Source organism: Candidatus Omnitrophota bacterium (assembly GCA_030650275.1).
Classification (GTDB): Bacteria; Omnitrophota; Gorgyraeia; order Zapsychrales; family Fredricksoniimonadaceae; genus JACPXN01.
Map to the genome: position 1 here is coordinate 34,587 of JAUSEK010000019.1, position 21,569 is coordinate 56,155.

Here is a 21,569-nt window from a genome sequence, read left to right on the forward strand (position 1 = left end):
TGGGGACATGTACTTGTTACGTGTCCCCATAATTCCTAAAAGGATTGTCATTCCCGAATGCTTTTGTCGGGAATCCAGACACTATGTCCACACTCGATCAACTTAATCGCCCACTAAGAGACCTGCGCATCTCCGTCATTGACCGCTGCAATTTTCGCTGTCCGTACTGCATGCCCGCGGAACAGTTCCACCGCACCTACGAATTTCTGAACAAAAACGAATGGCTGTCCTTTGATGAAATTGATCGGCTGGCGCGCGTTTTTGTTTCTTTAGGCGTCAAAAAACTGCGCCTCACCGGCGGCGAGCCCTTGTTGCGGCCCAACATTGACGAACTGGTCCGCAAATTATCCACCATTGAAGGGGTAGAAGACCTGGCCCTGACCACCAACGGTTCCATGCTGGCCGAATGGGCAGGGCGCTTAAAAGCCGCGGGCCTCAAACGCCTGACCGTGAGTTTGGATACCTTGGACCCGGACGTCTTTAAGCAAATGAACGGCAATCGGGGCAAGGTGGAGGATGTGCTGGACGGCATCAAAGCCGCCGAGGCGGCCGGTTTTAAACGCATCAAATTCAATGTCGTCATCCAACGCGGGGTCAATGACCATACCATTCTGGACCTGGTGCGGCATTTCCGCGGCACCGGCCACGTCCTGCGTTTCATTGAATACATGGACGTGGGCAATCAAAACCGCTGGGAATACAAGTATGTGGTGCCTTCGTCCGAAATTGTCCAAATGATCCAGGACGTCTATCCTTTGGAACGCTTTGACGGCACCCAGGACGGGGAAACCTCCGAGCGCTACCGTTTCAAGGACGGGCAGGGGGAGATCGGGTTTGTTTCCTCGGTCAGCCACGCTTTTTGCGGCACCTGTAACCGCCTGCGCCTCTCCGCCGACGGCAAAATGTACACCTGCCTTTTTGCCACCCACGGCACCGACCTGCTGGCGAACCTGCGCAACGGCGCCGACGATGCCTTCCTGGCCCATCTCATCCGCGTCACCTGGATGAAGCGCGAAGACCGTTATTCCGAACTGCGGTCCGAACATCGCCAATCTAATAGGAATATTCCTAAGGTTGAGATGTATCATATAGGTGGATGATGAGAAATGAATAATTGGCCAATACCAGAGTTTACAAAAAGCCAAGTCAGTAAGGCCGGGGAAACATTAATTAACCCTACCTCTCCATTACAACAGGTAATGGCATTTCGAATACTCAATAATTGGCGTTCTTGTCACGGGTATCCAATTAATACTTTTCAATCTACTTTAAGGAAGAAGCTTGTTGCGATTGGAGTTCCTAAAGCTATCGTCGCGCAACGTTTAAAAAGAACACCTTCAATTATTAGAAAATTGAAAAGATTTAAGCATATGCAGCTTTCAAGAATGCAAGATATTGGAGGACTAAGAGCAGTGGTTAGGAATTTAGAGCAACTTCGTGCTTTGGAGAGTAATTATGCTAAAAGCCGATTTGAGCATTTTTTTGTAAGTAAAGATGATTATATTCTCTCCCCCAAGAAATCAGGGTATCGGGGGGTTCATATTATTTATAAATATCGTAATAAAAAAGTGCCTGTATACGATGGTTTATTGCTCGAACTTCAAATTAGAACTGATTTACAACACGCCTGGGCAACAGCGGTAGAGACAATTGATACATTTTTAGAATTTTCATTAAAAGCAAGCGAAGGACCAAGAAGATGGCTTAAGTTTTTTGCTTTAGTAGGATCAGCATTTGCGCATTTAGAAGAAACAACACCAGTTCCTGAGTATGGGCATTTATCAAAACGTGAAACATTTCTGGAGGTTGTACAGGCGGCTAAAGGGCTTGGTGTACGTCATAAATTAAGTGCTTTCTCTATTGTTGCAAATCATATTTTGACTGATGAGAAAACCAGTAGCTACCATTATCATTTAATCGAATTAAATCCTGCTGAGAAAACTGTTAGCCTTCGATCATTTGGGCGGGATCAGGTTGAGTTAGCTAATGAGGAATATTCCAAGAAAGAGCAGCGTATTTTAAAAGGTGAAAAGTTGCAAATTGTTCTTGTTTCAGCGGGAAATATTGAAACATTAAAGCGGGCCTATCCTAATTATTTCTTGGATACCAAGAATTTTGTTCAAAGGTTAGATGAAATTGAGACATTAGTTGGAAAACTATAAGAAATAGTAATTCTGATCAATAATGCCCAGCGGATTTGTTAAGGGAGAAAGCATAATGACTGAAAAACAAAGAAAGAAGAACATTAAAAGTATTGAAGAAACCTTGTGGGATTCGGCAAATAAGCTCCGTGGTTCGGTTGAGCCATCAGAATACAAGCATGTGGTGCTGGGACTGATATTCCTGAAGTTTGCCAGCGACAAGTTTGAGGAACGCAAGCAGGAATTGATTGCCGAGGGCAAAAAGAAGTATTTAGACATGGTGGAGTTTTACACCAGCAAGAATGTGTTCTATCTAGCTGAAATCTCACGCTGGAGTTATTTGATCGGAAATGCCAAGCAAGACGACATTGCCATAAAGATTGATACAGCCCTTTTTACCGTTGAGAAGAACAACCCTGCTCTCAAAGGCGCTTTGCCTGACAATTATTATTCACGAATGAATCTGGATGGAAGCAAGCTGGCGGCTTTGCTCGACACCATCAACAATATTAACACCCTTAAAGACAAGCAGCAGGACATTGTAGGCAGGGTGTATGAATACTTCTTGAGTAAGTTCGCCATTGCAGAAGGAAAAGGCAAAGGAGAATTCTACACTCCCAAGAGTATTGTAAACCTGATTGCAGAGATGATTGAGCCTTACAAAGGGAAGATTTATGACCCTTGTTGCGGTTCGGGCGGCATGTTTGTGCAGAGCATGAAGTTTATTGAAAGCCATCACGGAAATAAAAAAGACATTTCCATCTACGGGCAGGAAGCAATTACCACTACTTACAAGTTGGCAAAAATGAATTTAGCCATTCGGGGCATCAGTGCCAACCTAGGCGATGTGGCAGAGAATACTTTCTTTCGTGATCAGCACAAAGATCTGAAAGCCGATTACATCATGGCTAACCCACCTTTCAATCAAAGCCAGTGGCGGGCAGACAACGAACTTACTAACGATCCGCGATGGGCTGGCTACGATGTTCCGCCAACAAGCAATGCTAACTATGCGTGGATTCTAAACATGGTGAGTAAACTATCTGAAAACGGTGCGGCTGGTTTTGTTTTGGCGAATGGTGCATTGAGTGCCGACGGAACGGAGAAAGCTATTCGCAGAAAATTGATCGAGAATAATTTGGTGGAAGCAATCATGGTTTTACCTAAAGGCATGTTTTATACAACACCAATTAGCGTTACACTTTGGTTTATGAATAGAAATAAAAAAGCAAGAACTATTGAACTAAATGGTGAAATTAAGAAATATCGCAACCGAGAGAGAGAAATCTTATTTTTTGATTTAAGAAAGGTGGGGGAACCTTTTGAAAAGAAATTCGTGCAGTTTTCAGAAACCGCTATTAAGCAAATAACCGATACCTTTCATAATTGGCAACAGGCTGGTTTTGAGAAAACATATCAGAATACGCCAGAGTTTTGCCGCAGCGTATCATTTGAGGAAATAGAGAAGAAAGATTTCTCACTGGTACCAAGCAAGTATATTGAGTTTGTAAATCGTGATGAGAATATTGACTTTGACGATAAGATGCAGAGTTTACAAACGGAATTTGCCAACCTGCTGAAAATCGAAGAAGAGTCGAAGAAAGATCTATTAATCGTTTTTAAAGAATTGGGCTATGAAATTAAATTATAACAAACTTGGTCAGTATATTAAGGAAGTAAATGAAAGAAATAGTGATTTGGCTATTACCAAACTTATTGGCGTAAGTATGGAGAAAACATTTATTTCTTCCGTTGCTAATATTGTTGATACAGATATGTCCGTTTATAAGATTCTAAAGAAAGGACAACTTGCTTGTAAGTTGATGAGTGTAGGAAGAGATGAAAAGCTTCCTGTGGATTTATATAAAAATGATGAACCTGCCATCGTTTCGTCTGCTTATTATGTTTTTGAACCAATAGACAACAAGATTCTATTGTCAGAATATTTATTTATGTGGTTATGCCGTCCGGAGAATGATAGATACATTGGTTTTATAAGTGGTGGAGATGTCAGAGGAGGCATATCATGGGAAACATTTTGTGATATTCCTATTAAAGTTCCCCACCCTGCAAAACAAAAAGAAATTGTAAAAGAATACAACGCCATTGTAAAACGCATAGCTTTCAACAGTCAGTTTATTCAGAAATTAGAAGAAACAGCACAGGCAATTTACAAGCAATGGTTTGTTGATTTTGAATTTCCTAATGAGAGTAGAAAGCCCTACAGATCCAATAATGGTGAAATGGAATTTAATGAAAAATTAGAAAGAGAAATCCCAAAGGGGTGGAAAGTTGATGTAATTTCAAAGCTAGTAACGGTAAAAGATGGCACACATGATTCACCCGAACCTACAGAGGTTGGTCATCCCTTGGTTACTTCAACGCACTTGAATCTATACGACCTTTCTTTGAATGAAACCTATAATATTAGCGCAGAAGATTTCAATCAAGCTAATAAACGGAGCAAAGTTGATAAGCACGACATTCTTTTTAGTATGATTGGCACGATTGGTTTAGTTAATTATGTTTTATATGACAATATAAATTTTGCAATTAAAAATGTGGGGCTTTTTAAGACATCTGAGAGAAAAGAAGTCGCAGAATACATTCTTTATTTCTTAAAGAGTGACTATTTGAAGTTACACATTCAATCAAGTTTATTAGGAAGCACTCAAAACTATGTAACATTAGACTTTTTAAGGACAATTCCTATTTTGATTCCTTCCAATAATATTTTTATACAATTTGAAGAATGTGCTGGGAAGATTGTTAATAATATTTATTTAAAAGTAAAAGAAAACAATGCTCTTAAAACAGTAAAGAATTTATTGCTTTCAAAACTTGCGACTATAGAGAATTAAAAAATGTTCAACGAGGAATCATTAGAAAAAGCCGTCATTGAGCTATTTGCAGGGCAACAAATCCCGCACTGCAAAGGTGAGACCATTCATAAAGAAATGAGTGATGTCTTGCTTCGCGATGATTTGAAGAAGTTTTTGCTCAATCAATACGCTGCTGAAGATATTACTCAGCAGGAAATTGAAAGCATCATCCGTAGTTTAGACTTTTTTCCAAGTTCAGCTTTATACGAAAGTAATAAAGCCATCATAAAATTATTGGCAGATGGCTTTACAATAAAGAGGGCAGACCGTAGTAAGAAGGATCTCCGCATTCATCTGATAGACTTTGTAACAGACAATAACATTTATAAGTTCGTGAACCAATTGGAAATATTAGGTTACGAAAAACGTATCCCTGACGGCATTGTTTATATCAATGGCTTGCCATTAGTAGTAATCGAATTTAAAAGCGCAGTAAAAGAAAATACCACCGTCAAAGATGCCTACACTCAGTTAACGGTTCGCTACCGTAGGGATATTCCAGAGTTGTTTAAATACAATGCTTTTTGTGTAATAAGCGATGGCGTGAATAACAAAATAGGCTCTCTTTTTGCTCAATATGATTTCTTTTACGCATGGCGGAAAGTAAATCCTGAAGATGAAGCGGTAGATGGCATCAATTCGCTTTATAGCATGGTGCAGGGCTTGTTTAACAAACAGCGCCTAAAAGATGTAATTCGTAACTTCATTTATTTCCCTGACACAGCTAAAGACGATATAAAGATTGTATGCCGCTATCCGCAATACTACGCCGCTAACAAATTGTTTGATAGCGTTAAGTTGAATATGCGACCACACGGAAGCGGAAAGGGCGGAACTTATTTCGGGGCAACTGGCTGCGGCAAAAGTTTCACCATGCTATATCTCACGCGGTTGCTCATGAAAAGCCCACACTTTGCAAGCCCGACCATTGTATTGATCACCGATCGAACTGATTTAGACGACCAGCTATCAACACAATTTACCAATGCCAAAAGTTTTATTGGCGATGAAAATGTCATCAGCGTAGAAACCCGTGCCGAACTTAAAACACTGTTACAGAACAGAAAAAGTGGCGGTGTTTTTCTTACCACCATTCACAAGTTTACAGAAAGCACTGAGTTGCTCACCGATAGATCAAATGTGATTTGTATTTCAGACGAAGCGCACCGTTCACAGATCAACCTTGACCAAAGAATAGAAGTTACCGATCAAGGGGTAGCTAAGAAATTCGGCTTTGCCAAGTACCTGCACGATTCTTTACCACAGGCTACTTACGTGGGCTTCACCGGTACGCCTATTGATGCAACGCTCGATGTGTTTGGTGAGGTAGTAGATGCCTACACCATGAAGGAATCAGTGAACGATGAAATTACCGTTAGAATCGTTTATGAAGGCAGAGCCGCTAAAGTATTACTCAATGAGCAGAAACTGAAAGAGATTGAAGAATATTACAAGAAGTGTTCGGAAGAAGGCGCGAATGAATATCAGGTGGAAGAAAGTAAAAGAGTCGTTACGCAAATGGAAGTTATTTTGGGCGACCCAAAGCGATTGAAATTAGTAGCCGCAGACTTTGTGGAACATTACGAAAAGCGCATTGAAGAAGGATCTACCATAAGAGGCAAAGCAATGTTTGTAGCCAGTAGCCGCCCCATTGCTTACGATTTGTATAAAGAAATCATTGCCTTACGACCAGAGTGGGCTGAAGCAAAAGAATGCGAGGAAGGCGTAGAATTGACTGCAGAAGAAAAGAGAGAGCTAAAGCCCATTGAGAAAATCAAAATGGTCATGACTCGGCATAGAGATGATCCAAAAGAGCTGTATGACATGCTTGGAACAAAAGAAAGCAGAAAAGAGCTAGACCGGCAATTTAAGATTACAAAATCGAATTTCAAAATTGCAATAGTCGTTGATATGTGGATAACCGGCTTTGATGTTCCATTTTTAGATACTATGTATATCGATAAGCCCATTCAGCAACATTCATTGATACAAACAATCTCCCGAGTGAATCGTGTGTACGAAGGCAAAGAAGCGGGATTGGTGGTGGACTACATTGGAATTAAAACCAATATGAATATTGCTTTGGCGAAATATACAAAAGTTGGTAGTGATGATTTTGAAGATGTAGGCAAAGCGGTTGTAATTGTAAAAGATCAGCTGGACTTGCTTGCAAAGCTCTTTCACAAGTTTGATCTACAACCTTTCTTTAACGGGACAGCAATGCAGCAGCTAAGTTGCCTTAATAACGCAGCAGAGTTTGTCCAGTTGACAGATGAAATGGAAAAGCGTTTTATTGGATTAACCAAGAAGTTACGATCTGCGTATAGCCTTTGCTGCAGCAGCGAAGGGCTTAGCGCTAAAGAAAGAGACCACATCCATTTTTATTTTGCCGTTAAAGCCATTATCCACAAATTAACAAAAGGCGATGCGCCCGATACGGCACAGATGAATGACAAAGTGAGGGAAATGATTAAAGAGGCCTTGATCAGCGATGGCGTAGAAGAGATTTTCAAGCTAGATAAGAACGACCCAAAGAACAGTACAGATATTTTCAGCGATGAATACATGGCAAAGATAGAGAAAATTACATTGCCGAATACTAAAATCAAGTTGCTTCAGAAATTGCTGATTCAAGCAATTGAGGAATTTAAGAAGGTAAACAGAATTAAAGGTGTTGATTTTACCAAGAAGATGAAAAAGCTGGTTGATCTGTATAATGAAAGAAAAGATTTTCAGGCAATGCAAAGCGATGTGTTGGACGATGTAGCCGAACAGTTTGCGAAGCTGTATAGAGATTTGCAGAAGGAGCGCAACTCATTCATGGATTTAGGAATTGATTTTGAAGAAAAGGCATTTTATGACATTCTGAAAGCCATTGCACTGAAATACAAGTTTGAATATCCCGAAGATAAATTGATTGTACTTTCACAAGCAGTTAAAAAGATTGTGGACGATAAAGCGAAATATACTGATTGGTCTCATCGTGATGACATCAAAGCAGAATTAAAGATGGATTTGATTTTAGTTCTCGCTGAACATGGTTACCCCCCAGTACCCAAAGATGAAGTTTTTAAAGAAATATTTGAACAGGCCGAGAATTTCAAGAAATATAGTGAATTATAAAAATAGGGTCCTATTTTAAGTGCCAGTTCTTTTATTAATTTATTAAGGATTTTTTATTAGAAATAGTAACAGGCGCTAATTTTTTTAAGATGAACACTATGAGTGTTTAGCGAAATGGACGTGATTTGGTAAGGGCGGTATAAATTGGGAACGAAAATAAGAAAATATAATCTCAAGGAACTCGTTCGTTTTATCGAGTCGAAGCATGTTGCTGTCCCAGAGTTTCAGCGCGGGTTTGTCTGGAAAACGGGACAGGTTAAGAAGCTTTTCGATAGTCTCATAAAACAATATCCTGTGGGTAGTTTTATTCTTTGGGAAACAAACAAGCATATCGATGCCCGAACTTTGGATGGTGAAAAATTGCCTCAAAGAAAGTTCTTGATATTAGATGGGCAACAGAGAATGGCAAGTATATATTACCTTTGTCGCCAAAAGAAATTTGTTGAGCCTCGTGTGAAAGATAAGTTTCATGAAACCTGCGATAATCGCGAACGTCAAGTTATTGACTTCGAGAAGTTTTATATCGACAGAAACAAAAAGGGACCGGTTCTGGAATATGCTCGGGAAAGTTCGTGTGAATTGGATTTTAATAAATTCTCTCGTCTCGTTCGAAATAGCTATCGGGTGCCTGTAATAACTATTTCATTGAACGACTATCACCACGCGATAGAAGTATTTGAGCGTATCAATCAGGCGGGCACTCGTATTTCAACGGAATCAATATTCTTATCAGAGACTTGGAATCAGCATTCCAATATTGGTAAAATTTTGAGAACATGGAAAAGGCAAAACAGAGAAGCTCTTACCAGCGGAATAGACACTGTTATCTTTATACATGTTTTCGCGATAATTTTACAGTTAGAGAAACGGAAGCAACAAACAGTCGAGATAGGAATTACTACGCTAAAAAAGATAGCCGAAGAAGTTCATCAGCATACAAGTAACACATATAACAAGATTTTTAAAGATGTCGTAGATTCAGTGGCCCGCGCAGTTACTCATTTAAAAGAAGAATATGAGATCGTTTCCCTTAGCGATTTGCCTTCGCAGACAATGATTACGATTTTAGCGGTATTTTCTTACTATCGAAAAAGAGCACCTACTAAGAAGCAGGCAACTGAGTTGAGAAAATGGTTCTGGCGATCGTCACTTTCTAATCGGTATATCGGTTCTGGCTACTCGCAACATATTGGCATGGATGCTAAGAAGATGCGTGATTTGGCTGAGCATAATCGCGACTTGAAAATCTCCCCAGCGGATATAAAAATATTTGCGAAAGTTAAAGGTGTTGATATACGTGCTGGTCGTTCGACTTACCGTAATATTATTAAACAGGCTCTTTGGCAACAAACCCCAATTTTTATAAATGGAAAAAAGATAAGTCGGGATGATGTTGAATCCGGCCAGCATAAACCAGAAGATGACCATTTTTTCCCTTATGATTTATATCGAAAAGGTATCTCTGGACAAGAAATCAATAATATATTGAATATTCATTTTTTGAATGGAGACGAGAATAGCAGAAAAAAGAATCGTTTACCATCGGAGTGGTTACAAGAACAGATTGACGATATTGGAGCAAATGCTAGCATAGTCGAAAAATATTTTTCCAGTCAGCTGCTGCCATTTAGAAATTTGAAAGATCTTCGCAGATATGAGCGTGCCTTTAAAGAAAAAGGGATGCGGGCGAAACAGAGTAAGTTTGCGCGTAGTTATCAGAGTTTTTTATGGCGTAGATTTAAGCTGTTTGAAAAAACGCTTAATCGCCTACAAAATGGCCGATTGAAATAGGATTCAGTTGGAAACAATTTCACAATCATAAGGATGTGGCGTTGTCCCTAGTTTTGCAGGCGGCGGAGGTGCTGGAGCATTTCTAGTGGAAATCGCCGCAAGAGGTCAAGAAAGTAGCTAAGAGTTTACTTGCGACGCTTAAACATGGGCAGTGAGTGCTTGATTGGTGTAAAAGACAACAAACGCGAGCAGCTGTCCGTGTGGCTATTGGCCGGGTCTCGGATGAATTATCGCAACGTTATGGTTGCGATCTTTTTGAATCAAAGTGTGAGGTCATTTATTGACACATTTATGATAGTTATTTTGGTGAGGGAAGAAGTTATTTTGTAAGAAATTGAGTTTTTATATGAAAAATGCAACAGACCTAAACTATATAAAGACTCGCGATGATTCCTAAATTCAACAAAGGCGACCAGGTTCAGCGTACAAACGACTCCAGTCGTATCGGGGTTATTGTTGATGTGGATGTTTTACATGGTGGAATTCAATATTATAAAGTTTTTTTTGATGGAGAAGAACGTCCGGTTCTTTCAGAGTTTGATATTCGGCCCCACATAGAGGGGGTTTCGCCAGTGGATGTCTTAAGGCTGGGGCACTTGGGATTTTTCGAAGAATTTCAGTTGAACATCCTTTATCAGAAGCTTTCTAAGATTAATATCCTTACAAATAACCTTTATTCATTTAATGCCTCCCGAACCAATTTTTATCCGTATCAGTTCAAGCCACTTCTCAAGTTTCTGGATTCTTTCAACAATCGCGTTCTTATTGCGGATGAGGTAGGTCTTGGTAAAACTATTGAGGCGGGTCTTATTTTTCAGGAATTAAAAGCGAGGCAAAATCTCCAACGGATTCTTGTCGTTTGCCCGTCAGGTCTGAAAGACAAATGGAAGATGGAAATGGAACATCGCTTTGGGGAAGAATTTAATATTTGGCGTCGGCCAGACCTCATGCGTTTCTTGGATAAGCTTGAGGAGTCTTATGCGGTTCAGTCCTTGAAGGTTATTATTCCACTTGAAACTATTCGCTACAGGGGTGTAGTTGAACGAATAGAAGAGATCGGTCCTGCATTTGATTTGGTGATCATTGATGAAGCGCATCATATGCGAAATCAGACAACGCTGAACCATAGGACTGGAAAAGTTTTGAGCGATTTTGCAGATGCTATGGTTATGTTAACGGCAACCCCAGTGCAAATGGGGAATAGAGATCTTTTTAATTTATTGCATATTTTAGATGATGAGAACTTTTCAAATCATCAAGTTTCGGAGGAACTCTTTACTCAAAATGAACCTGTTGTCTTGGCCCAAACATGTTTGAGCCATATTCCCGCAGATCTTGAAAGAGCTGGGGAGTTGTTAACCGATTTTTTTGCGGATTTAGATAAGGCAAGGAAGCCTTATCAGCATAATCTTTGTTTGGATGTTATTGATCGGATGAAGCAGCTCAAGGCAGTTGATCAGCGATTGCCAGAATATCGTCGCCAGTTAGTCGATATTCAGAGGAATGTGTCGGAATTAAACTTTCTAGGACATATTCTAAATCGCACTCGCAAGAGAGATGTTAAAGAAAAGATCGTGTTACGACAGGCTAAAACTGTGAAGGTGGATCTATCTGATAAGGAGAAGGTGTTTTATAAGGCTGTAGAGGCCTTTGTGCGGGCGGATGCAAAGAGGCGGGGCATTGATTCAAGGGTGATTGGATGGATGCTGATCAATCCGTTAAGACGTACGGCTTCGTGTATATCAGCTATGGTGGAGCATTATAAGCAGCATTTAGATAATTCTGAAGTTGAGGATGATGATCCTCTAGATGATGAGAGTGATGAGAAAACAGAGTCAAAAAGCTCAGGTTTTGAATTGGCGCGTAATAATCTTTTGGAAATTATTAACACTTGGGGAGGGTCTACTGAAGATACGAAATTTCAAAAGTTTATGGAGGCTATTCAGAAGTTAAAGAAAGAGGATGGGAAGCTCAAAATAATGGTTTTTGCTTTTTATAAGGCAACCTTACGTTATCTTTCTAAAAAATTGAAAGCTGCGGGGATAAAAAATCTTATTATTTCAGGAGACGTGCCTTATAAAGAGCGAGCGGCATTGATTAATCAATTTAAGGACGAAAATTCTTCTATAGAAGTGTTGTTGTCATCAAGGGTCGGCAGTGAAGGTTTAGATTTTCAATTTTGCGATACCATGGTTAATTATGATCTTCCATGGAACCCAATGGAGGTTGAGCAGAGAATAGGACGCCTTGATCGTATTGGGCAGCGCTCCCAAAAGATCAGAATTTATAACATGTCTTTGGCGGATACAATAGAGGATCGGGTGCTTATGCGGCTTTATGAACGGATCGGGATTTTTGAACGTTCGATAGGAGGATTGGAGCCTATTATGGGCGCGCAGATCCAGGAACTTGTTACTGAGGTGTTGACCAAAGAGCTTTCTGCTAAAGAGCAGGAGGATCTTGTTGAACGCAAGGCATTGATTTTGGAGAAGAAAGAACGGGAGATGCGTGAGCTGGAGGAAAAATCGGCAAAATTTATTGGGGTAGATACTTATTTTGAAGATGAGATTGCAAGAATACAGAAAACAAGAAGATATATAACTCCGCAGCAGTTGAAAAAGTTTATTCTTTATTTTTTAGAGCGGTTCTTCCCAAAGACTCGCTTTGAATATTCCGAAAAGACTTGCCTAGGGAAGATTGTGGCTGATCAAGCGTTGCAAGGTTTTATCTCAAAATGTGAAAAGTCACATGATTTATCAAGATTTTATTCTACGGATGGGGTTGAAATTACCTTTGATTCTGATACGGCTTTGCAGAATCCCAGTATAGAGTTTCTAAATAATACGCATCCACTAACAGCTCTTATCTTAAGGTATTATCAAGAAAATCCGATTCATCACAATAATGCTTATTTTGTTAAACTTGATACGAATATTGCGCCTAAGGGGAAATATTTTTTTTATGTATTCCGACTTAAAATCGAAGCGGCGCGACACACCAACACGATTGAGACAGTTTTTATTGATGAAACCCTTAATGAGATTTGCCCAGGAGAAGATTCCGAGGTTTTGTTAGGTGAGATGCTAGAGAGCGGGCGGAGATCGGAAGATGGAAGCTCTTTTTCTATTGATCCAGGTTATTTGGATCAGTCCCATCGTATGGCGCTAGGGACATTTTTAAAGAATAAGGAACAAAGAAAATCTGATGCGGAACGGAGCAATAACCTTTTGATTGAAGGTCGAGTAGCCAGTATTCGATTAAATTTTGAAAAGAAGATTAAACAGAAACAGAAATTATTAGAAAGGGGTATTCAGGGGAATAAGAAAAAGAGTTATCTTACGATGCTAGAGGGGGAGATTAGGAAATATAGAAATCAAATGGAGGCTGGCATCACTTTGGAGGAGACCAAACGGAGCGTCAGTTGTTCGCATGTTGAAATTGCTGCAGGGATTCTGGAGATCGTGTAGAGTTTTTTTTCAAAAAAAGTCGTTATCTGGTCAGAAAGTCAAACCGGAAGATCAGACCGAAAGTCCTGCCGCTGCGCCTGCAATTATCAAGACATCATCTGGGAAGCTTCCCATTCATGTTGGTATTGATTTTGGAACAAGTTGTTCTAAAGCGTGTTATCAAATCCAAGATGGAAGGGAGAAGGTTTACTTAATTGATTTTAAACATCAGTTAAAGTCTTTTCCTTCATACGTTATTCCTTCAGTTCTTATTGGTGATGAGCAAAATCGGATATATATAGGTGAAGAGGCAGGTGAGGCTGTAGAAGCAGGAAAATGGGGATTAGGGTTAAGAAATTTTAAAACACTCTTAGCGTCAGTTCAGAATGAGGATTTTGTTGACAAAGTTTCCGCATCTCATTTCAAGGAAAATTTACAACTATTAGGTCTTGATAAGGAGGGCGTTGGAGTATCAGAAGTTACGTCTCTTTATGTTGCCTATATGATGCACCGATGCAGAGATTTTCTAAAGCGTCAATATGTAGGCAGAGAATTGCATATTAATTATAATGTGTGTATTCCTATCGATTATGCTGAAGATAATCTCGTAAGAAAAGACTTTGAAAAAATGTTGGCTGTAGCTCAGGAACTCTACAGATTTTGGGAACGAGAGAAAGGTGAGTCGCGCAGTTTATTACGTCTTGCCAGTGAATTAAAAAGCCAGTGTGTATATGATGAAACTCAAATGAATGTTTTTGCTATTCCTGAGGCTGTCGCAGAACTGGTTGGTTATCGTAAGTCTGCGGATAGGGAGGCAGGCTTGTACGCTCTTATTGATATTGGTTCGGGAACAACCGACGTATCGATTTTTAGACTTGACCGAGGTTTGAAAGAGCGTGCTGTGTGGTTGTCATCAGATGCTATACCTATGGGCATGTATCAATTAGAGAAATTAGTTGTGAAAGCTTTGAGGAAACAAGGACATGATGATTCGTTGGGTGAAGTTTATAGAGCTTTCGAGAATTTTAAGGAAATTTCAACCGGGCTTCAGGAGGATGTGTTCTTAAGAATAAGAAAGAGGATTAGGGCTTTTATTAGAAGTGATGAGTATAAAAGACCTTGGAGATCTGCTCATATCAAATTGAGGAAACAAAGAAGAGAGAGTTTGGATGATATAAAGATTGTTTTTCTCGCAGGAGGAGGAGCAAAGATTGCCTTGGCCAAAGGCATGAATTTTCTTTTTAGTTCATCGCCGCTTGCTTCATCGGCGGTTTCTAAAAAGCCCTATAACTTGTCAGCGTTGTCCTGTTCTCCCAATCTAGAGGGTGCTTTGGTTTCTGATTTTTGGCGCCTATCCGTGGCTTATGGATTAAGTTTTCCAGCACCAAAGTTGGGAGAATATAAGCTTCCGAAAGATTTTCCAGAGGATAATCCGCCTTCTTTACCAATACAGGATTGGCCGGATAGGGATGATACGCGGTAAAAAGAAATAGAGTGACAGGCGCTAATTTTTAATGGCAGAAATCAAAACAATCACCGCAAAAATAAGAAAATTCCGCGATGAGCGGGATTGGAAGCAATTCCACAATCATAAGGACGTGGCGCTGTCTTTGGTCTTAGAGGCGGCAGAAGTGCTGGAGCATTTCCAGTGGAAATCGCCGCAAGAGGTCAAGGAACATGGCGAGGCCTGCAGGTCCGAGATCTCGGATGAGCTGGCGGATGTTGCCGTGTATTTATTTGAACTCGCGGATAATCTCGGGATCGATTTGTCAAAGGCCATTGATATCAAAATGAAGAAAAATGCCCTGAAATACCCGGTTGAGAAAGCCAGGGGCAGGCATACGAAATACAACAATCTTTAGGTAGAAATTAAACATTTGAAAATCGCGCCAGGAATCATTAGAATCATCCTTAGTCAAGCAGGGCTTCCCCGGCCGTAGTCTGTTTGACAAAAATCCCCTGTAGTAAATCTATTAACTTTTAATCTACAAGGGGGTATTCCATGTTCAAGAAATCAGAAACTGTCGCATCGGTCGAGATCATTCAAAACAAGATCTTTTTGATCCGGGGCCGGAAGGTCATGCTGGATAGGGATCTAGCGGAATTATACGGAGTGCCGACAAAAAGGTTTAATGAACAGGTCAAGAGAGGCATAAAGAGGTTTCCAGCAGATTTTATGTTTCAATTGACCCAGGAAGAATATGAAAACTTGAGGTCGCAAATTGCGACCTCAAGTTGGGGAGGAAGACGGTACCTGCCTTATGTATTTACCGATTACGGTGTAGCAATGCTTTCCAGCGTGTTAAATAGTGACCGAGCTGTTGAGGTTAATATACAGATCATGCGGGCTTTTGCCAGATTGAGGGAGATGATTATTTCCCACAAAGATCTGGCTCGCAAGATCGAAGACCTGGAGCGGAATTTTAAAGACCATGATAAGAAGTTTGTTGAGGTTTTTGAGGCGATCAGGCGGTTGCTGCAGAAAAAAGAAGAGCCGCCCAAGCCCAAGATACCGATCGGGTTTCATCCGCCAATGAAGCCGTAAAAAATATAAAACTCCAGCCGTTGGTTGGAGAAATTAACATTTGAAAACCGCGCCAGGAATCATTAGAATCATCCTTAGTCAAGCAGGGCTTCCCCGGCCGTGATCTGCTTGGTAAATTCCCCTCCAAGTGAGGACATTGATACGATTCTTCAAGGTGCCAATTTGGCTCCCCATGCGGAGCATCAGTCTTCTTGATACAATTTGACAATACTACTTATGAGTAGTATACTTTCAGTGAGGCCAAAGATGAAAAACAAGATCGCCTATATAAAGAAAGAGCAGAAAAGAATCACCGGATTAGTCGCTCGCAAATTCAAGGACTATTACTTGACCGGCGGCACGGCGCTGGCTTTTTATGTCCGGCACCGTTTCTCGGAGGATTTAGATTTTTTTAGCCAAAAGTATGACAAGAAAACACCGGAAAAGATCATGGCCTATATTTCCCAAGAAACCGGATTTGATTATCAACTGGATGCCGAGCAGGATGATCCTAAATTAATTCCGATGAAGGTTTATTTTATGGAATTAAAGGGTGGTGAAGTATTGAAGATAGATTTTGTTAAGGATTATGTCGCAAATGTCCATCCAATCAAGAACGGTATGCACTCCATGGATGATATTTACTACAGGAAGATCTGTGCGGCGATAGGGGGCCAGGAAAAACAAGGCGAGGCAGGGCAGGTCGTGGCCACGGGCCGGCGAAGCGTTAAAGACCTGTTTGATATTTACTATCTTTCTTCTCATTACAAGTCGTTGGCGGATTTTTTCTTTGAATATTTTGCGTACAACCATACAGAACGCCTTGAAGCCTGGTACAGAGGGTTTGACCGGACAGAAGCAAAATTGGCTTTGATGGACCTGGTTCCCAAGGTGGACACGGGGAAGGTTTTTAAGTATTTGGATGGGCAAATATTAAAACTGATCCCTGGAAAACTGTTGTGAGGCATCTATGAAGATCAATTGGTTGTGGGACACAACGCTGAACAAGGTGCGGGTCAAGAAGATCCTGCATAATGAAAGAGACCCGCGTTTTTACATTTATGCGGAGAAGTTGTTTTCCCGTGTCGACGATCCCAAGGAGGCCTTTAGTTATGTTTCTAAAGAAGCTTTTTGCCGTCAATGGCCTGTTGTCAGAAAAAGGATCGCAAAAGATGCCTGGGCAAGAGAGAGGGCGGGTTTCTGGCAGGGTATCTATGAACAGACGTTGAGTATCCCGCCAGAGCGATTAAGTGTTGCCCAACGGATCAAAGAATTAAGGGTCCATATGGGGTATACCCAAAAGGAAATGGCTAAAAGATTGGGTGTTATTCAGCAGTACGTTTCCCGTTTGGAAGCCGGCCGGGAGAATTTGACCTTGGATACCTTAAAACGGATAGCCCAAGTTTTTGATAAAGATCTGATCGTTCAATTGAATTAATTCGAGTGGCACGTTATGAGGTTTGGGTGAGGGAAGTTTTTGAAAACTGCACCAGGAATCATTAGGATCATTCTTAGTTAAGCAGGGCTTCCCCGGCCATAGTTTGCTTGCTCCCCGTAGCACAAGCGTTATAATCTATTAAACAGAAGGGGGCATCATGTCTCAAGAAATGATCTCAACCAAAATTGCCATTTTTAAGGGTAAACAGATCAGGAGAACCATTCATAATAATGAATGGTGGTTTTCAGTTGTGGATATCGTAGGGTCTCTGACGGATAGTGAAAATCCCAGGGATTATTGGTATAAAATGAAGGTTCGTGAAAAAGATGATGCGGGTGTTGAACTGTCGACATTTTGTCGACAGTTGAAATTAGTCGCACCGGATGGCAAGAATAGGGAAACTGACTGCGCTGATACAGAGGGCATATTCCGTATTATCCAATCCATCCCATCACCCAAAGCTGAACCTTTTAAGCGTTGGCTGGCCAAGGTCGGTTATGAGCGTATTCAAGAGATAGAAAATCCCGAGCTTGCGGCTAAACGGATGCGGTTGCTCTATAAGCTAAAGGGATATAGCGATGACTGGATCGAAAAGCGCATGCGCGGCATTGTCATCCGGGAAGAATTAACGGATGAATGGCAGAAGCGTGGCGCACAGGAAGACAAAGATTACGAGGTTTTGACCGCCGAAATAGCCAAAGCCACGTTTGGCATCACTCCTAGTGAGTACAGGAAGTTAAAAGGGTTAAAGCGTGAAAATCTGCGGGATCATATGGATGATTTTGAGCTGATCTTTACGATGCTGGGAGAGCGTTCTACAACGGAAATCCACCGCACCGAAGATTCCAAAGGTATGGCTAAATTAAAAGATGACTCAAAAGCCGGTGGGGACATTGCCGGGGGCGCCCGCCAACAGTTGGAAAAAAGGCTTGGGCGGTCGGTTGTTTCAAAAGAGAATTATTTAAATAAGCCACAGAATAAGAAGTTGCCTAGGAAATAAAAAAATATGTCTAAACTACAGGATTTGATCGAATGGGATTATTTGGGGTCGCATTATAGCGTGTACATCAAGCATTTTACGGACGATGACGGCAAGAGGGGGATGACGATGGTTTTTGAGGACGTGACCCGGGAAAAGGTCACGGAAATGACCGTTCCCTCGCGCAAATTCCCCGCGTTCCTGAAAGCGGTTAACGGCGGTGCAGAGCCGTATAGAGGGATCTTTTGAGGTCCACCTATTTTTACCCGGCAATTTGATTGACAGGGGGTTGCCCGGTGATATATTGAAAACAGATGTATCGGAGAGTCCTGTGTTGAAGGGGGAACCTGGACTATAAAAAAAGTAAAACCTTCGCAAGGTCAGATGGCTGACTCGGCGGGGTTTTTTTATTTATATCAAACGAAAGGACAGGATTATGGAAACGGGAAAGATCTTCAGGGATTCACAGATCATTGTTTTGGGTGTTTGCATTGCGGTGGCCACCGTCGCGGCGAGTTTGATATTGGCCAAAGGGTTTATGGCGGTGGTCAAATTCAACCAGCAGGTGGTGACGGTGACCGGGTCGGCGCAAAAGAACATTAAAAGCGATAAAATTGTCTGGAAGGCGATCTTCAGCCGCCGCGAACGCGACCTGCCCAGCGGCTATAAAAAGGTCCAGGAAGACCTGGATAAGGTGAAAAAATATCTGATGAACCAGGGTGTGGTGGATAGCGAGATCATTATTCAGCAGATCGTCAGCGACAAAGTATACAAGAAAACTTCGCAGGGCAAGGACACCAATGAAATTGATTATTACGCCTTGATCCAGCCCATTGAGGTGTGGTCCAATCAGGTGGATAAGGTGACGGCGGTGTCGCGCGGCTCAACGGAGCTGATCAATCAAAACATCGCCTTTGAATCCGGCGCGCCGGAGTATTACTATACAAAACTCGACGAACTTAAGATTGAAATGCTGGCGTTGGCCACCGAGAACGCGAAACGGCGGGCCGAGAACATGGTCAAGGCCACGGGCAATAAGATCGGGTTTATCCGTTCGGCGAGGATGGGGATATTCCAGATCACGCCGGTCAATTCCACCGAGGTTTCCGACTACGGCGTGAATGACACCACATCGCTGGAGAAAAAAGTGACGGCGGTGGTGAATGCGGGGTTTAGTATTGAATGAAAATCTTTGTGAAAACGCATCCCAAGGCCAGGAAAATACAGGTGCTTGCCAGGGATGCGGCCCATTATGAGGTTTGGGTGAGGGCCAGGCGGTCATTGAGATCGATGATTAGTTTACCAAAACCCCTGCTCATTGGCTCCGGGTGCGTTTTGGAACTTGCCGGCGAAGCGCACTTCGCGGTTTAAGACCAGATCAAATTTTGCCTTGACCAGCAGGGCCATTTTCAGCGATAGGTCGTGCACGTTTTGCGCTGTGCAGTGAGGGCCTTTGATGATGATATTGGCGTGTTTTTCAAAAATTTGGGCCCCGCCGACTTTTAAGTTTTTCCCGCCCGCCTGCTCCAAAAACCATCCCGCGGCCTGACGGCGTTCGGCTTTGGAGGTGGGCTCAATGTTACGGAAAAAACTGCCGGCGCATGGATGGGTGACCAGGTCAGGATGCTTTTCAGCGCGCGTTTTCAGGATGGCGGCGCGTTCCGTCGCCAGTGCAACACAGTCGCCCGGTTTGAGGGCAAAGGTGACGTCCAGGACGATCTCGCCGGTTTCTTTCAGGCGCGAGTGGCGGTAAGCGAAGGCAAAGTAGTCCGGACCGACGGTCTTGGCATTGCCTTTGTGGTCCAGGATGGTCGCGGATTTAAGCACATCGCCCACTTGTTTGCCCCAGGCGCCGGCATTGCCCACCACAGCCCCGCCTACGGTGCCTGGAATGCCCGTGGCGTAATTTAACCCTTCCAGGCCCTCTTCCACCATGTTCAGGGCCAGCGCGTCCAAAGACGTGCCGCCGGACACTGTCACGTCATCGTTGCTGCGTTTGATGAGCGGGGTAGGACTGACAAAACGCACCACCGCAGCGTCCAGGCCCTCGTCCGAAACAACCAAATTGGACCCGCCGCCGATGAGCACGAACGGTGTTTTGTCAGCCGCCAGTTGTTTCACGGCCTGTTTGACTTCATCAGGCGTTTGGCAATCCAGCAAATACCGGCAAGGGCCGCCCAGGCGGAACGTCGTATAATCCGCCAGCAGGGCGTCGGGGATGCTTTTCATTATTTCGGGAGGCCTTCTAAATACGCGTTGACCGAGGCGATGCCGTTATTGACGGACACGGCATTGTATCCTTCGGCCTGAAGGAGTTCGGCCACGTGATGGCTGCGGCCGCCTTTGGCGCAGAAGATGAGATAGGACGTGTCCTTGCTCAAGACATCTTTGTTCAAAGGAAATCCGGAACAGGGCATGCACAGATGTTCAGCCTGCGCGGGCCATTCCCGGATCTCTTCGTCCTCGCGCACGTCCACGAGTGCGTATTTTTTGAAATCCTCCGGGGAAATGCTGTGGATGTCAATGTCAATATCTGCTGGATTCATACTTTCACCTCGTGTTGACAGCCGCGCACCCAGTCGGAAGTCCCATCCGCGAAGAATTCTTTTTTCCAGATGAGCAGGCGTTTTTTAACTTCTTCAATAATGTAGCGCGAGGCCTTAAAGGCCTCGTCCCGGTGGCTGGCCCAGACGCCGATCCATATTGCTGTTTCCCCGACGTTGAGTTTGCCCACGCGCTGGACGCATACCGCGCGCGTGACGGGAAAAAGAGACAGGGCCTCGGCCATGATCTTTTTGCCTTCTGTTGTGCAGGCCGGCGTATCAGCGATGTATTGCAGAACGCTGACCTTGCCGCTGCCGTGTTGGTCGGCGCGGACAATGCCCTCAAAGGTCACCAGCGCGCCGTCGGCGTCGTTGGCGCCGGTATTTTTGAAAGAGGCGATGTCAATGGAGCTTTCCTGAAGGATGAACATCAATAAGTCACCTTGACAATGCCACCGAGGATCTTGCACTGGCATCCGAGGCGGTGATTGCGGTCCTGGCCCAGGGCCGATTCCTCTTCATTCAGTTCGTTGAGGTTTTCGGCGCCTTCAAGCACTTCGATCTGGCAGGTGCCGCAGACCCCGGAGTTGCAGGAAAAGGGGATGCCGGCGGTTTCGCACGCTTCCGCGATCTGTTTGCCGTCGGGGACTTCGTATTCAATATTGTCAATGAAGAGTTTGGCCATAAATGAGCCCCACAGGG

General features: G+C 42.8%; 19 protein-coding genes. 15 read left to right on the forward strand and 4 right to left on the reverse strand.

Translation table 11 applies throughout. The annotated features are described in order from the left end of the window. Positions 1-83 precede the first annotated feature (83 nt). The 15 genes from moaA to Q7K71_05145 all read left to right on the forward strand — a co-directional run bounded on the left by moaA (position 84) and on the right by Q7K71_05145 (position 19,510). A complete protein-coding gene (gene moaA / locus Q7K71_05075) occupies positions 84-1,100 on the forward strand; it encodes a GTP 3',8-cyclase MoaA (protein ID MDO8675472.1) in 1,017 nt (338 codons plus the stop codon). Between the two features lie 6 nt (positions 1,101-1,106). Continuing rightward, positions 1,107-2,162, forward strand: a complete 1,056-nt coding sequence (locus Q7K71_05080) for a RelA/SpoT domain-containing protein (protein MDO8675473.1) — start codon at positions 1,107-1,109, stop codon at positions 2,160-2,162. A gap of 55 nt (positions 2,163-2,217) precedes the next feature. Beyond that, entirely contained in the window at positions 2,218-3,792 is a 1,575-nt protein-coding gene (locus Q7K71_05085) for a class I SAM-dependent DNA methyltransferase (protein ID MDO8675474.1), read from the forward strand. Beyond that, on the forward strand, positions 3,776-5,002 hold the full coding sequence (locus tag Q7K71_05090) for a restriction endonuclease subunit S (GenBank protein MDO8675475.1): 1,227 nt from the start codon (positions 3,776-3,778) through the stop codon (positions 5,000-5,002). Before Q7K71_05085 ends, Q7K71_05090 begins: the two co-directional genes overlap by 17 nt. 3 nt (positions 5,003-5,005) lie before the next feature. After that, the gene (locus tag Q7K71_05095; GenBank protein ID MDO8675476.1) at positions 5,006-8,146 is read left to right on the forward strand and encodes a type I restriction endonuclease subunit R; all 3,141 of its coding nucleotides are present in this window, start codon (positions 5,006-5,008) and stop codon (positions 8,144-8,146) included. A 144-nt stretch (positions 8,147-8,290) separates the two neighbouring features. Beyond that, positions 8,291-9,937, forward strand: coding sequence for a DUF262 domain-containing protein (locus tag Q7K71_05100; protein ID MDO8675477.1), 1,647 nt, complete (start codon positions 8,291-8,293; stop codon positions 9,935-9,937). 386 nt (positions 9,938-10,323) lie between these two features. Then, positions 10,324-13,404, forward strand: a complete 3,081-nt coding sequence (locus tag Q7K71_05105; protein MDO8675478.1) for a helicase-related protein — start codon at positions 10,324-10,326, stop codon at positions 13,402-13,404. Further along, positions 13,367-14,866: a hypothetical protein gene (locus Q7K71_05110; protein MDO8675479.1), complete on the forward strand. Its 1,500-nt coding sequence runs from the start codon at positions 13,367-13,369 to the stop codon at positions 14,864-14,866. Before Q7K71_05105 ends, Q7K71_05110 begins: the two co-directional genes overlap by 38 nt. Positions 14,867-14,897: 31 nt before the next feature. Beyond that, positions 14,898-15,245, forward strand: a complete 348-nt coding sequence (locus Q7K71_05115; GenBank protein ID MDO8675480.1) for a nucleotide pyrophosphohydrolase — start codon at positions 14,898-14,900, stop codon at positions 15,243-15,245. A gap of 140 nt (positions 15,246-15,385) precedes the next feature. Next, positions 15,386-15,928 carry an ORF6N domain-containing protein gene (locus Q7K71_05120; GenBank protein ID MDO8675481.1) on the forward strand — a complete coding sequence of 181 codons (543 nt, stop codon included), beginning with the start codon at positions 15,386-15,388 and terminating at the stop codon, positions 15,926-15,928. Positions 15,929-16,174: 246 nt separating this feature from the next. Further along, positions 16,175-16,870 (forward strand): nucleotidyl transferase AbiEii/AbiGii toxin family protein, encoded by a 696-nt coding sequence (locus Q7K71_05125; GenBank protein ID MDO8675482.1) that lies wholly within the window; start codon positions 16,175-16,177, stop codon positions 16,868-16,870. Between the two features lie 7 nt (positions 16,871-16,877). Continuing rightward, positions 16,878-17,345 (forward strand): helix-turn-helix transcriptional regulator, encoded by a 468-nt coding sequence (locus Q7K71_05130; GenBank protein MDO8675483.1) that lies wholly within the window; start codon positions 16,878-16,880, stop codon positions 17,343-17,345. Positions 17,346-17,502: 157 nt separating this feature from the next. After that, positions 17,503-18,345 carry a Bro-N domain-containing protein gene (locus Q7K71_05135; protein ID MDO8675484.1) on the forward strand — a complete coding sequence of 281 codons (843 nt, stop codon included), beginning with the start codon at positions 17,503-17,505 and terminating at the stop codon, positions 18,343-18,345. Positions 18,346-18,351: 6 nt separating this feature from the next. Then, positions 18,352-18,573 carry a hypothetical protein gene (locus Q7K71_05140; protein MDO8675485.1) on the forward strand — a complete coding sequence of 74 codons (222 nt, stop codon included), beginning with the start codon at positions 18,352-18,354 and terminating at the stop codon, positions 18,571-18,573. A 187-nt stretch (positions 18,574-18,760) separates the two neighbouring features. Then, the gene (locus Q7K71_05145; GenBank protein MDO8675486.1) at positions 18,761-19,510 is read left to right on the forward strand and encodes an SIMPL domain-containing protein; all 750 of its coding nucleotides are present in this window, start codon (positions 18,761-18,763) and stop codon (positions 19,508-19,510) included. Positions 19,511-19,623: 113 nt separating this feature from the next. On the opposite strand, the gene murB is transcribed toward Q7K71_05145, so the two are convergent. The 4 genes from murB to Q7K71_05165 are packed head-to-tail and all read right to left on the reverse strand — an operon-like array spanning position 19,624 to position 21,552. Beyond that, complete coding sequence (gene murB / locus Q7K71_05150; protein ID MDO8675487.1) at positions 19,624-20,553, reverse strand: UDP-N-acetylmuramate dehydrogenase; 930 nt, start codon at positions 20,551-20,553, stop codon at positions 19,624-19,626. Further along, a complete protein-coding gene (locus Q7K71_05155) occupies positions 20,553-20,870 on the reverse strand; it encodes a rhodanese-like domain-containing protein (GenBank protein MDO8675488.1) in 318 nt (105 codons plus the stop codon). The genes murB and Q7K71_05155 overlap by 1 nt, the downstream gene beginning before the upstream one ends. Further along, positions 20,867-21,298 (reverse strand): molybdenum cofactor biosynthesis protein MoaE, encoded by a 432-nt coding sequence (locus tag Q7K71_05160; protein ID MDO8675489.1) that lies wholly within the window; start codon positions 21,296-21,298, stop codon positions 20,867-20,869. The genes Q7K71_05155 and Q7K71_05160 overlap by 4 nt, the downstream gene beginning before the upstream one ends. Next, on the reverse strand, positions 21,298-21,552 hold the full coding sequence (locus Q7K71_05165; GenBank protein MDO8675490.1) for a 2Fe-2S iron-sulfur cluster-binding protein: 255 nt from the start codon (positions 21,550-21,552) through the stop codon (positions 21,298-21,300). The genes Q7K71_05160 and Q7K71_05165 overlap by 1 nt, the downstream gene beginning before the upstream one ends. Between the last annotated feature and the right edge of the window lie 17 nt (positions 21,553-21,569).